The sequence below is a fragment of the Tenacibaculum sp. IMCC1 genome, assembly GCF_054906355.1.
In genome coordinates this window covers 57,933-71,318 of the sequence record NZ_CM142818.1, presented here as the reverse complement: position 1 = coordinate 71,318, position 13,386 = coordinate 57,933, and the positions used below count along the sequence as shown (strand labels likewise).

Below are 13,386 nucleotides of genomic sequence, written 5' to 3'. Positions count from 1 at the left end.
TGCTAAGCACAAATAAATAAAAAAAAAGCTTTAAAACAAATAAAAACAACTTTTTTATTTGTTTAATATCATTTTTAACTGATTTAAACTATAATCAATCTCTTCAATTGTATTTAATTTACTAAATGAAAATCTTACAGAAGCATTCCTTTCTTCTTTTTCACTTAAGAGTTCTCGTAACACATGAGATCCTTTACTACTTCCACTTTGACATGCACTACCTCCAGAAACAGCTATCCCAGATAAATCTAAATTAAATAACAGCATTTTATCCTCTAAAGGAAATTGTATATTTACAATTGTATAACTAGTCTTTTCTATTGACTCTCCATTAACTCTAATATTTGGAATAACTTCTTTTATTTTTTTTGTAAAATATTCCTTTAATCCAAAAATATATTTTTTGTCTTTTTGTAAATTTTCAAAAGCAATAGTCAACGCTTTTTCCATTCCAACTATTGAATGTACGTTTTCTGTACTAGATCTTGCTCCTTTTTCTTGTTCACCACCATGTAACATTGGTAATATTCCAATCCCTTTTTTAAAATAAGCAAAACCAACCCCTTTAGGTCCATGGAACTTATGTGCACTTGCAGTGATAAAGTCTATTTGTGTTTTTTGTAAGTCTATATCATAATGCCCAATAGCTTGTACGGTATCTGAATGAAAATACGCCTCATGCTCTTTACATAATGCTACAACCTCTTCTATTGATAGTAAATTACCTATTTCATTATTCACATACATTAAACTCACCAAAGTTTTTTTCTTTGATTTATTTAGTAAATTCCCCAAACTCTCCATTGAAACAGCTCCTTCTTCATTTACCTTAACATAATCTACTACTAGATTATGTTTTTCTTCTAAAAACTGTACAGTGTTTAAAACTGCATGGTGTTCTATCTTGGAAGTAATAATTCTCTCTACTCCTAAGTTTAAGACTGCATTAAACAAAATTAAGTTATCAGCTTCGGTCCCTCCTGCTGTAAAAATGATTTCACTTGAAGACACATTAAAATGTTTCGCTATACTCTTTCTAGCTGTTTCAACAGCTGCTTTAGCTTTTCTACCATGCTGATGTATGGATGACGGATTTCCAAAATTGGTTTGCATTGATTGTTGAATAACCTCAATAACTTCGGGCAACATAGGTGTTGTTGCGGCATTGTCTAAATAAACAGATTTCATAGAGCAAAAATAAGTTTTTCTTAACGATAGTTATGTTTTCAAAAAATTATTGATTCTGAAAAATATATACCTCTGTTGCTCCTTGCCCATATCTTTGATAAGAAGCGTCGTAATATTTAACTGGATAATTATTTAATAAATACTGTAACTCAGTTTTTAAAACTCCATCTCCTACTCCATGTATTAAAACTAGTTTTGATATTCTTTTAGATATACAATACTCTAACTTATGTTTTGCTGTATTAATTTGTATTGATAAAATATCAAAATTATCCATTCCTCTTGTAGATTTTAACAGCTTTTCAGCATGTAAATCTACTTCCATTACCACTTCTCTCTTATCTTTTATAAAAGATGTTTTTTTCTTCTTTTCTTTATTTTGAGTCTTGGCTTTAAGCATTGGATTGTTAATATCCGAATATTTACTTAACTCACTTTGATCTACCTCAACTTTTACTAGCTCTTTCCTAAGAAAACAATACTCCATTCCTCCCTCATCTTTAACAAAAATTTCTTCATTTTTAATTTTTGTTACAACTCCTTTAATATCAGCATCAATTACTGCTACTTTATTTCCTATTTCTAAACACATCCTTAACCTTTATTTAATTAGCCAAAAGGGTATTAGCTTGTATTTTTGCAAATGATTTAATTATGCAAAATAACTGCAAATAAATGATAAACACTAAGAATATCAATACAAAAATTTTCTTTGAGGAAGCTAGAAAAGAGTTAACCCTTACCGAAGACCGAAAAGATTTATTGCTTGAAATAATAGACACTATTTACGAAGAATATCTTGACAGAGAAAAAATAAATTTAAATTTTATTTGTACTCATAATTCTCGTAGAAGTCAGTTTGCACAAGTGTGGAGCTTTTTTGCTATTGAATATTTTAACTTAAAGAACATGTTCACCTATTCTGGCGGAACAGAAACCACTTCTTTTCATAGAAACACAGTGAAATGTTTACAAAAAACTGGCTTTATCTTTAACGTTGTTGATTTTTCTCACCAGAATCCAAGGTACTTAGTTTCTTTTAAAGGAACTAAAAAATCAATTTTAGGTTTTTCTAAGTTATATGATCACCCCCAAAACAGTTATCCTTTTGTAGCTATAACTACTTGTGATAATGCCGACCAAAACTGTCCATATATACCTGATGCTATTGAACGTTTTCATTTACCTTATAACGACCCTCAAACATCTGACAATACAGACTTAACCGAAGAAACATACTTAAAAGTTAGTAAACGAATTGCTGGTGAGTTATTTTTTATTTTCGAAGAAATTTATCAAAAATTATCTTAGCTACACTTCTATACTCTTGTCATAAGGTATACTTTTTAAAATGTGATTAATCACACTTATTCTTGCTATAGTTTTCCTATTTGCTCGAATAACTTTCCATGGAGATATTTCTGTATTTGTTTTTGAGAACATTGCCTTTTTATACTCTGTATAATTATCCCAAAGTTCTTGCGCTTTTTCATCTACAGGCGTCATTTTCCATTGTTTTAATGGGTTGTTTTTTATATCGTTGAATCGTTTAGCTTGTTCTTTTTTATTAATAGACATGTAGATTTTTACCAAACGAATACCTGACTCTAAAATCATACGTTCAAAATCATTTACTTGATTCATAAAAACCTCATACTCTTCTTGTGTACAAAAACCATTAACTGGTTCTACTACTGCTCTATTATACCAACTGCGATCAAAAAAAACTATTTCACCTGCTTTTGGAAACTGTTCTACATACCTTTGAAAATACCATTGTGTTTTTTCATCTTCATTTGGTTTAGGAAGCGCTACTATTCGCATATGACGAGGATTGATACGTTCTGTAATTCTACGTATTGCCCCTCCTTTTCCAGCAGCATCTCTTCCTTCAAAAATTACAATTATTCGTTCATTTTTTTTTATTGTCCAAGCTTGTAAACGAATTAACTCTACTTGTAATTTTTTTAACTTTCGTTCGTAATCTACATATCGAATTGCTCTTTCTATATTAAAAGATTTAGACAGTAAAGCCTTTAAACCTCTTGTTGTATTTAATTTATTTACATCTCTTTGAGTTAACTTCCCCATAATTAATCTAAATGTTTTACTGAACGATAATAACGCATTACTATATTTGGATCTGGTGTTAAAATAGTTTGCGCCTCTTCTTTTCCTTTATAATCAAATTGAGACAATACATGACGCATACACTCAACTCTAGCTTCTTTTTTGTTATTTGTCTTTACTACTATCCAAGGACTATAAGCTGTGTGCGTTTTACTAAACATTTCATTTTTATAATGACTATACTTATCCCATAACTCTTGTCCTCGTTTATCTACAGGGCTGAACTTCCAACGCTTTAAAGGATTATTATTCCTAGAATTAAATCGACGTAACTGTTCTTCTTTTGAAATTGATAACCAAAATTTTATCACAACAACTCCATCTTCATATAACATATGTTCAAATTCAGGCACTTGAACCAAAAAATTCTTATACTGCTCGTCCGTACAAAACCCCATTACAGGCTCAACTACAGCTCTATTGTACCAACTACGATCAAAAAAAACTATTTCCCCAGGATTTGGTAATTCTTTAATATAACGCTGAAAATACCATTGTCCCTTTTCTACATCTGTAGGTTTATTCAAAGCTACTAAACGAGTAGAACGCGGATTCATATGCTCCATAAAACGTCTTATACTCCCACCTTTCCCTGCTGCATCTCTTCCTTCAAAGATAACTGCCACTCGCTTCTTATTTTGCGCAATCCATTGCTGAAGTTTCACTAACTCTATCTGTAGTTTTTTCAGTTCCTCTTCGTAATTTAACTTTACCTGAACCTTGGTTATTGAAATTTCCTTTTTTTTTATAATTGCTAGCAACTCTTCATTTGTAGAAACACTTTCAAAATCTTCAATTGTTAATACTTGCTTTTCTTTCATATGTTTATTAATTATTCTTGTTAATAATTTAACCAAGGTTGTGCTAAAATAATACGATATTTACACCTATGAAAAAAAACATGTCACTTTTATTTATCTTATTTACTCTCTATCTATTCTCACAACGTAAATATGACAAAGAATTAAGTTTTTTAAATGATAATGACTTATATGTTTCCACCTATCAAGATCGATATTATACAAACGGAGCCTTTTTAACATACCGCTTCTTAAGTAAAAAGCAAGCTAAAAATATTGATAAAAAAATATATGAAATCCAATTAGGTCACCATATGTACACTCCTTATAAGGCTGTTGTTGAAACTATTGAAGAACATGATCGTCCTTTTGCTAGCTACTTATTCGGTAGTTTTGGGGTTAACCGATTTTACGCTAATAAATCTATTCTCAAAACAGCTTTACAAATAGGAACTATTGGATCTTATTCTTTTGGTGAAGAACTTCAAGGAATTATACATAAAATGTATGGTTTTAAAGAAGCTACTGGATGGGATTATCAAATAAAAGATGCTTTTGCTCTTAATCTAAAGGTCGATTATATTAAAAAAATAACTAAAGACAATGTTTTTGACCTTAACTGGACAAACTCTGCTAGGTTAGGTACTGTTTATACTGATTTATCAACTGGTTTATTTACTCGTATTGGCTTTAAGCCTCTAGAAAGTATTATTAATTCTATTGCTTTTCATGGAAACTTAAACAATAAAAACACTAATTTCGAAAATAAGACGGAAGTTTTTTTATACCTAAAACCAATGCTTCATTATGTTGCTTATGACGCAACTATTGAAGGTAGCTTTTTAAACAAAAAAAGCCCTGTAACGTTTGATGTAGAACCTTTTAAATTTACAACGGAGTTTGGAATTCGTTTTACAAGTAATCGTTTTAATTTTGGTTATGCCATAAACTACCATACAAAAAAACTTAAAAGTTCGCGTGTTCCTAAAGGAAATTTTTATGGTACAATACAATTAAATTATCAATTTAATTAAGAGTATTGCACTCTTTGAAAAAATAATTTTTAAAATCATCAAATTAAGATATATTTGTAAGTCTAATAAATAGAAAAATTACTAAATGAAATTTATCGTATCTAGCTCACAATTATTAAAACAACTACAAGTTTTAGGTGGGGTTATAAATAGCAATAACACGTTACCAATTTTAGATAACTTTTTATTTGAACTATCTGAAAACGAATTAAAAATATCAGCTTCCGACCTTGAGACAACAATGTCATCAGTTATTGAAGTTGAAAGTACTGATACTGGAGCGATTGCTATAAATGCTCGTTTATTATTAGATACTTTAAAAACATTTCCTGAACAACCTCTTACATTTAAGATTGAAGGAGATAACACTATTGAGATTATTTCGGAACAAGGAAAATATGACATGGCATACTTTAGTGGAGATGAGTTCCCTAAAGCTGTAGAATTACCTTCTCCTAGCAGCACTGAAATCCCTTCTCATATTTTAGCTACAGCTATTTCTAAAACTATTTTTGCGGCTGGTAATGATGATTTACGTCCTGTTATGAGTGGTGTATTTTTTCAGTTCAATTCAAAAGAATTAACTTTTGTAGCCACTGATGCTCATAAATTAGTTAAATATACACGTACCGATATTACTGCTGATAAATCAGCCGAATTTATCATGCCTAAAAAACCTTTAAACTTACTAAAGGGAATTTTAGGGGGATCAGAAAACAATGTGACTATTGAATATAATGATACTAATGCCAAATTTACTTTTGATAATGTAGTATTAATCTGTCGATTAATTGATGGAAAATACCCTAACTACGAAGCTGTTATACCAAAAGAAAATCCAAACAAATTAACTGTTGACAGAGCTTCTTTCTTAAATTCTGTACGTCGTGTATCTATTTTCTCTAGTAAGACAACACATCAAATTCGTTTGAAAATGGCGGGTACTGAATTAAATATTTCTGCAGAAGATTTAGACTATTCTAATAAAGCCGACGAACGATTAAACTGTGATTATCAAGGTGACGATATGCAGATTGGGTTTAACTCTCGTTTTCTTAGCGAAATGTTAAACAACTTAAACTCTAACGACGTTTTAATTGAAATGAGCTTACCAAATAGAGCTGGAATTTTAACTCCAATTGACGGTACTGAAGAAGGCGAGTTAGTAACTATGCTTGTTATGCCAGTAATGTTAAACGGGTAATAAATTTTCTACATATAAAAATTACAAAAGCCACAGAATCAAAACTCTGTGGCTTTTGTAATTTTATTTAATATCTTTCTCTTTCAAAAATGAGAAATAATTGTAAATTTACCTCTTTCAAACTTTATAAATTATAATGGGTAGAATTATTGCAATTGCAAATCAAAAAGGTGGCGTAGGTAAAACTACTACATCTGTAAACTTAGCTGCGGCTTTAGGTGTTTTAGAAAAAAAAGTGTTGTTAATTGATGCTGACCCCCAAGCAAATGCTACTTCTGGTTTAGGTTTAGACGTTGAAAGTATAGAAATTGGAACGTATCAGGTTTTAGAACACACGATCTCTGCGAAAGACACTGTTTTAAAAACTGACTCTCCAAACGTTGACTTAATCCCTGCTCATATTGATTTAGTTGCTATTGAAATTGAATTGGTAGACAAGCAACAACGCGAGTACATGTTAAAAAAAGCGTTAGAAGATATTAAAGATGATTACGATTTTATTTTAATTGATTGCGCCCCATCTTTAGGGTTAATAACTTTAAACTCTCTAGTAGCTGCCGACTCTGTTGTTATCCCTATTCAATGTGAATATTTTGCTTTAGAAGGTTTAGGAAAATTATTAAACACAATTAAGAGTGTTCAAAAAATACACAATCAAGAGCTAGAAATAGAAGGCTTGTTATTAACTATGTTCGATTCTCGTTTACGCTTGTCAAACCAAGTGGTAGATGAAGTACGCAAACATTTCAGTTCTATGGTTTTTGAAACAATAGTACACAGAAATATCCGTTTAAGTGAAGCACCAAGTTATGGAGAAAGTATAATTTCATACGATGCAACGAGTAAAGGTGCCGTAAATTACTTAAATTTGGCGAACGAAATTTTAACTAAAAACGCATAATTACTGTAAATGGCAAAAGCAACAAAAAAACAAGCTTTAGGTAGAGGTTTATCAGCATTATTAAAGGAAACTGCAGAAGTAAATTCGGCAGAAGATAAAAATGCAGATAAGTTAGTTGGAAATATTATTGAAATTGATATCAACTCAATCGATGTAAACCCTTACCAACCTAGGACTTATTTTGATGAAGAAGCGTTGCGCGAATTAGCTAGTTCTATTAAAGAATTAGGAGTAATTCAGCCTATTACTGTACGTAAACTATCAAGCGATAAGTTTCAATTAGTTTCTGGGGAGCGTCGTTTTAGAGCTTCTAAACTTATTGGAAACAAAACCGTTCCTGCTTACATTCGTTTAGCAAACGATCAGGAAATGTTAGAAATGGCGTTGGTAGAAAATATTCAACGTAAAAACTTAGACCCGATTGAAGTTGCTCTTTCTTATCAACGTTTAATTGATGAAATTCAACTTACTCAAGAAGAACTAAGTACCCGTGTTGGTAAAAAGCGTTCTACAGTTACTAACTACTTACGTTTACTTAAGCTAGATCCTATTATTCAAACAGGAATGCGTGATGGTTTTATTTCAATGGGGCACGGTCGTGCATTGATTAATGTTGATAGTAACTCTGATCAATTAAATATTTATGAGAAAATTGTTCGTGATAAACTATCAGTACGTCAAACTGAAGAACTTGTAAAAAACTTAAAAGCTGGTAAGGTTGCTAAAACAACCAAAAAGAAAGCTTTGCCTAATTATATTTCTGAAAGTGTTAAGGATATTAGTGACTATTTTGGACATAAAATTGACGTTACAGTGAACAATCGTGGAAAAGGTAAAATCTCTATTCCTTTTCATTCTGAAGAAGATTTTAACCGTATTAAAAACTTACTAAAGTAATTGAACGTACGTATAATCATATTCGCTTTTTTTAGTCTTTTTTTGTTTCAAAATACTTTTGCTCAAAAAGATTCTATTGCCGTTAGGGCAAAACAACTTCAGTTAACAAGTGACAAATACAATCCTTTGTCACCTTCAAAAGCTGCCTTTTACTCAGCTATTTTCCCCGGAGGCGGGCAAATTTATAATGGAAAATATTGGAAAGCTCCAATAGTATGGGCTGCAATAGGTGCTAGTGCATATTTTTATATTGATAATAGTGATCAGTATGATCGATACCGAACAGCTTTTAAGCTAAGAAACCAAGGGTTATCTGATGAATTCAATGGTAAGGACGGAAACCCATTTATTTCAACACCTGGATTAGAATCTGCTCAAAAAACTTTACGAAAAAATAGAGATTTATCATTATTAACTGGTGTACTTTTATATGTTTTGCAAATTGTTGAAGCTAGTGTTAATGCACACTTATTACAATTTGACACAGACGATAGCTTATCTGTAAAACCAGTAATAACTCCTGATCCTTTATTTATTGAAGCCCCAAAAGTTGGTTTAACACTAAAATATTCTTTTTAAAATGAAAATAGCCTTACTTGGTTATGGTAGAATGGGTAAAGAAATTGAAAAAATTGCTTTACAAAGAGGACATCAAATCGTTATAAAAACTTCTGGAAAAGAAGTGTATGATATTACAAAAGCTGATGTAGCAATAGACTTTAGCATTCCTTCTTCAGCATACGACAATATCAGCAATTGTATTAACAATAATACACCTGTTATTTCTGGAACTACTGGCTGGTTAGATAAGTACAACGATATTGTTGAGTTATGTAATGACAAGAAAGGTGCATTTATTTATGCTTCTAACTTTAGTTTAGGGGTTAATGTTTTCTTTGAACTAAACAAACAACTTGCTAAAATGATGAATACTTTAGAACAATATAATGTTTCTATTGAAGAGATTCATCATACTAAAAAGTTGGATGCTCCAAGCGGTACTGCAATTACATTGGCAGAAGGTGTTATTGAAAATACTAACCAAAAAGCTTGGGAATTAGACGAAAAAACATCAGAAGAAAATATTCCTATTAAAGCTATCAGAACTCCGGATGTTCCAGGTACTCACACCGTGACTTACAATTCTGAAATAGATACTATTGATATTAAACACACAGCTCATAATCGTCAAGGTTTTGCTTTAGGTGCTGTAATTGCTGCTGAGTGGTTAAATAATAAAACAGGTGTTTTTACTATGCGAGATGTGTTAAACTTAGGTTAATAACGTAACAAACAACTCAAAAAACACACAAATAAAATTGAATTTTATTCCTTAATGGAACTACAAAATATATAGATTATGACATTTACTGAATGGTTTTTATTCTTTTTATTCATACAAGTTGTTCATTTTTTAGGTACTTGGAAGCTATATACTAAAGCAGGTAAAAAAGCTTGGGAAGCTGCTATACCTGTTTATAATGCTATTGTATTGATGCAAATAATAAATCGTCCAAAATGGTGGGTTATTTTATTGTTTATTCCTATAGTTAACCTATTAATGTTCCCTATTATTTGGGTTGAAACTTGTAGAAGTTTTGGTTTTAACAAAAGACCTGATACTATTTTAGCTATTCTAACTTTAGGATTATATATCTATTATATCAATTATTTTACAGATGCAAAATATATTGAAAACAGAAGTTTAAAACCAAGATCTCCTTTAGGTGAATGGGTTAGCTCTATTGCTTTTGCTATTATTGCTGCTACTTTGGTACATACTTATATTATGCAACCATACACTATTCCTACCTCATCTTTAGAGAAAACCTTATTAGTTGGTGATTATTTATTTGTAAGTAAGTTTCATTACGGTGCACGTGTACCAATGACTACCGTTGCTGCACCAATGGCACACGATACTATTCCTGGATTGGGTATAAAATCATTTTTATCTGATGATAAAAACAAGGAAGGTTTATTAAACAAGCTTTCTTTACCTTATATGCGTGTTCCTGGCTTTCAAAAAATTAACCGTAATGATATCGTTGTTTTTAGCTGGCCTTCAGACTCTTTAGCCACAATGTGGGGAGATAACTCTGGTAACTTTACCTATAAACCAATTGATAAGCGTACGAACTACGTAAAACGTGCTGTAGGAATTCCTGGAGATAGCTTAGAAGTACGTGATGGTTATGTTTTTATTAATGGAAAGAAAACTGTTTTACCAGATAGAGCGAAACCACAATGGCATTTTATAGTTGATACCAACGGAGAAAAGTTTAGCCAAGGAGCCCTTTCTAGATATAATATTAGAGAAGGACAAGTAATGCCTGATGGTAAATATGCTTTAAACTTAACAGATGAAGAAGCTGCTTTAATAGCTAAAAACCCTATTGTAGAAAGTATTAAAAAACACTTAACTCCAAAAGGAGCTTATGACAAATCAGTTTTTCCTCATGACCCAAGATATGCTTGGTCTTCGGATAATTTTGGACCAATATATATTCCTAAAAAAGGAGCTACTGTTAAATTAAATTCTAAAACAATTCCTTTTTATGAGCAGATTATTCGTAGATATGAGAATAACAATTTAACAATTTTTGGAGACGACATTTATATCAATGGTGAGAAAGCAAAAGAATATACTTTTAAGCAAGATTACTACTGGATGATGGGAGACAATCGTCAACGTTCGTTAGACGCTAGAAATTGGGGGTATGTGCCTTTTGACCACGTAGTTGGTAAACCTGTTATGATTTGGTTAAGTTGGGATGCTAATGCACCTAGTTTTATTGCTAAGTTAAATTCTATTCGTTGGGACAGAATGTTTACAACTGTTGGAGGAAGTGGTAAACCTGTTTCTTACCTTTGGTTAGTTTTATTGTTGATTGGAGGTTATATCGTGTACAGTTTTAGAAAAAGTAAAAAGAAAAAAGCATAATGTCACTTTTTATTCCAACTTATTTTGCTCCTATTTCACAGTATGCAGCAATCTATCAATCGGATGCTATTACTTTTGAAATAGAAGATAATTATCAAAAGCAAACCTATCGTAATCGCTGTTATATTTATGGAGCCAATGGTAAATTAGCTCTTAATATTCCTGTTAAACATAAAACAAAAGAAGGTAGAAAAAAGACCAAAGACACCTTAGTAGAAAATGACTTCCCTTGGCAACAACAACATTTTAAGTCATTACAATCAGCTTATCGTTCTTCTCCATTTTTTGAATTTTTTGAAGATGATTTACAAGCTATTTTCAATAAAAAGTACACGTTTTTACAAGACTTGAATATTGATACTCATTTATTTGTAACTGACGCTTTACAAATTGAGCAACGATTTAACAAAACAACTAGTTACGAGTTAAACTCTGAAAGCAAAGACTTCAGACCTTTAGCTATTGCCAAAAAAGGAGTTGAAATAAAAATGGATTCTTATATTCAAATGTTTGATGATAAATACGGATTTATACCTAATTTATCTATTTTAGATCTTTTGTTTATGGAAGGTGCTAATACTATTAGTTTTTTAGAAAAAATTAATATAAGCCTAAAATAACTTTCTTCATACTATTTTAGTATTTCTTTATTTTTTAACATAAACTAAGAGGTTATTTAGTTATTTTATATATATTTGCCACCGAAGCATTTCCCCCTTTTTAATGTTTCATTTCCCCCTTATTATTAAGAAAAGACTTGTTCCCTTTGTGTGCAGGTCTTTTTACTTTATATACCTTTTGGCTAGATTGTTAATCTGCTCAGAAATAGATAATTTTACTACGACAAAGACATAAATTACTATAATTAATATACTCTTTAAAACAATGTTTACTATTGGGTGAATTGGAAAGTCAAAAAGATAAAACTTAGGTATTGAAAAATTCCAAAAGTTAAACCCTAAAAACATAATTAAGACAATAAGAATCATTAAAAATGTTTTATTAGTAAAAGGGGTCATATTAAACTTTTCTTTTACAAACCATAGTTTAAAGGTATTAAACACCAAAACTGTAATAAGTGTTGCTAGTGCCAACCCTTTTGTTCCCATTTCTAAATCATTAAAAAAGTAACTATTTAAAAAATATACAGAAAAGGCCATTCCTAAACCTACAGGTAACGTAATACGATAAAATTTAGAATTACTTATAATAGCACCATTACTACCTAATGACATTAAAAATAACTTTGCAGACGAAATCAATAATACTACTAATACTCCTTCTTTTCCATAATTTTTATTCGGCATCAACCTGAATAACTCCTCCACATTACAATTTACTAAGACAAAAAACAGCCCGCCAATCAACAATAAATTAATAGAACTCTTCTTATATAAACTTTCTGTTTCTTTTGGGTTATCTTCATTAAGAGCCTTAGAGGTTAATGGCTGTAAAATTTGCCCCATTGCCCTACTTGGTGCCTCTATAAATGATCCTATAAACACAGCTACCGTATAATATGCAGCTGTAGCAAAACCTTCTTTCCCTGGTATCATTACTTTGTCTATATCTAAGATAATAGCTCCTGCACTACCTGCTAAAATGATATAAAAAGTGTATCGTAAAACTTCTTTAAAGTTGTTTGGTAAACTGAAGGTAAATTTTGGTGTATATAGACGAAAAGCATACCCCATCATTAAGAGTACTCTTAATATGTAAGCTATTGACATATATACTAAAAACTCTTCTTTTGTTATAAAGTTAAAATACACAGCAAAAAGTAAAACCATCACAGCTACTCTATTGTATAATTCCTTTAAAATATTCCCAAAAACCGATTGCATTTGTACTCTTGCCCAAGAATAAAACACTTCAAAATAAGCACAAGCTACAGCGATAATATAAATATAAATAGTATAATCTTCAATTATGAGGTTGCCTCCACTTCCATTTTCTACCACATAACTCATAATCCAATTATGAAATAAACTCCAAAAATATCCTATTGGAATCGCTATAAATAATGGTAAAAAAATTATAGAGCTTAAAAATTTATCTTTTTCTACTTTTGAAGTATATCCAGAAAAAAACTTGATAATTGTAAAGTGAACTCCAAAGGCTGTAACAGGCATAATTAAGTTTGAAGCCGAAAAAACATAGGTTGCTAATCCATAATACTCATCTCCTAAAAATCGTGTATATAACACCAAAGTATTAACACCTCCAATCAAAAATCCTAAATAGATTATTAGAGTATTCCTGAACGATTGTTTAAATACAATTCCCAA

At 30.7% G+C, this 13,386-nt stretch carries 14 protein-coding genes; 9 read left to right on the top strand and 5 right to left on the bottom strand.

Going from position 1 to position 13,386, the window contains the following annotated elements:
* Positions 1-54: 54 nt before the first annotated feature.
* Together ACXIHB_RS00385 and ACXIHB_RS00380 are read right to left on the bottom strand one after the other, a co-directional pair.
* A complete protein-coding gene (locus ACXIHB_RS00385) occupies positions 55-1,188 on the bottom strand; it encodes a cysteine desulfurase family protein (RefSeq protein ID WP_173361187.1) in 1,134 nt (377 codons plus the stop codon).
* Positions 1,189-1,234: 46 nt separating this feature from the next.
* A complete protein-coding gene (locus ACXIHB_RS00380) occupies positions 1,235-1,780 on the bottom strand; it encodes a Smr/MutS family protein (protein WP_047789673.1) in 546 nt (181 codons plus the stop codon).
* A gap of 83 nt (positions 1,781-1,863) precedes the next feature.
* On the opposite strand from ACXIHB_RS00380, the gene ACXIHB_RS00375 reads away from it, so the two are divergent.
* Positions 1,864-2,499, top strand: a complete 636-nt coding sequence (locus ACXIHB_RS00375) for a low molecular weight phosphatase family protein (protein ID WP_462098626.1) — start codon at positions 1,864-1,866, stop codon at positions 2,497-2,499.
* On the opposite strand, the gene ppk2 (ACXIHB_RS00370) is transcribed toward ACXIHB_RS00375, so the two are convergent.
* Together ppk2 (ACXIHB_RS00370) and ppk2 (ACXIHB_RS00365) are read right to left on the bottom strand one after the other, a co-directional pair.
* Positions 2,500-3,279 (bottom strand): polyphosphate kinase 2, encoded by a 780-nt coding sequence (ppk2, locus tag ACXIHB_RS00370; protein ID WP_047789671.1) that lies wholly within the window; start codon positions 3,277-3,279, stop codon positions 2,500-2,502.
* 2 nt (positions 3,280-3,281) lie between these two features.
* Positions 3,282-4,139 carry a polyphosphate kinase 2 gene (ppk2, locus tag ACXIHB_RS00365; protein ID WP_047789745.1) on the bottom strand — a complete coding sequence of 286 codons (858 nt, stop codon included), beginning with the start codon at positions 4,137-4,139 and terminating at the stop codon, positions 3,282-3,284.
* An 80-nt stretch (positions 4,140-4,219) separates the two neighbouring features.
* Here ppk2 (ACXIHB_RS00365) and ACXIHB_RS00360 point away from each other — a divergent pair, with 80 nt between their 5' ends.
* The 8 genes from ACXIHB_RS00360 to ACXIHB_RS00325 all read left to right on the top strand — a co-directional run bounded on the left by ACXIHB_RS00360 (position 4,220) and on the right by ACXIHB_RS00325 (position 11,718).
* Positions 4,220-5,152, top strand: coding sequence for a lipid A deacylase LpxR family protein (locus tag ACXIHB_RS00360; RefSeq protein ID WP_462098625.1), 933 nt, complete (start codon positions 4,220-4,222; stop codon positions 5,150-5,152).
* A gap of 85 nt (positions 5,153-5,237) precedes the next feature.
* Positions 5,238-6,356 carry a DNA polymerase III subunit beta gene (gene dnaN, locus ACXIHB_RS00355; RefSeq protein ID WP_047789669.1) on the top strand — a complete coding sequence of 373 codons (1,119 nt, stop codon included), beginning with the start codon at positions 5,238-5,240 and terminating at the stop codon, positions 6,354-6,356.
* Between the two features lie 136 nt (positions 6,357-6,492).
* Positions 6,493-7,257, top strand: a complete 765-nt coding sequence (locus ACXIHB_RS00350) for a ParA family protein (protein ID WP_047789668.1) — start codon at positions 6,493-6,495, stop codon at positions 7,255-7,257.
* A gap of 9 nt (positions 7,258-7,266) precedes the next feature.
* Complete coding sequence (locus tag ACXIHB_RS00345; protein WP_125067901.1) at positions 7,267-8,154, top strand: ParB/RepB/Spo0J family partition protein; 888 nt, start codon at positions 7,267-7,269, stop codon at positions 8,152-8,154.
* Entirely contained in the window at positions 8,155-8,733 is a 579-nt protein-coding gene (locus ACXIHB_RS00340) for a DUF5683 domain-containing protein (protein ID WP_073183192.1), read from the top strand.
* 1 nt (position 8,734) lies between these two features.
* Entirely contained in the window at positions 8,735-9,436 is a 702-nt protein-coding gene (gene dapB, locus ACXIHB_RS00335; protein ID WP_253680489.1) for a 4-hydroxy-tetrahydrodipicolinate reductase, read from the top strand.
* Between the two features lie 78 nt (positions 9,437-9,514).
* Positions 9,515-11,098: a signal peptidase I gene (lepB, locus tag ACXIHB_RS00330; protein WP_167714033.1), complete on the top strand. Its 1,584-nt coding sequence runs from the start codon at positions 9,515-9,517 to the stop codon at positions 11,096-11,098.
* Positions 11,098-11,718, top strand: coding sequence for a WbqC family protein (locus ACXIHB_RS00325; RefSeq protein WP_047789663.1), 621 nt, complete (start codon positions 11,098-11,100; stop codon positions 11,716-11,718). Before lepB ends, ACXIHB_RS00325 begins: the two co-directional genes overlap by 1 nt.
* 162 nt (positions 11,719-11,880) lie before the next feature.
* Here the strand turns inward: ACXIHB_RS00325 and ACXIHB_RS00320 are convergent, their stop codons facing one another.
* A complete protein-coding gene (locus tag ACXIHB_RS00320) occupies positions 11,881-13,386 on the bottom strand; it encodes a lipopolysaccharide biosynthesis protein (RefSeq protein ID WP_159490714.1) in 1,506 nt (501 codons plus the stop codon).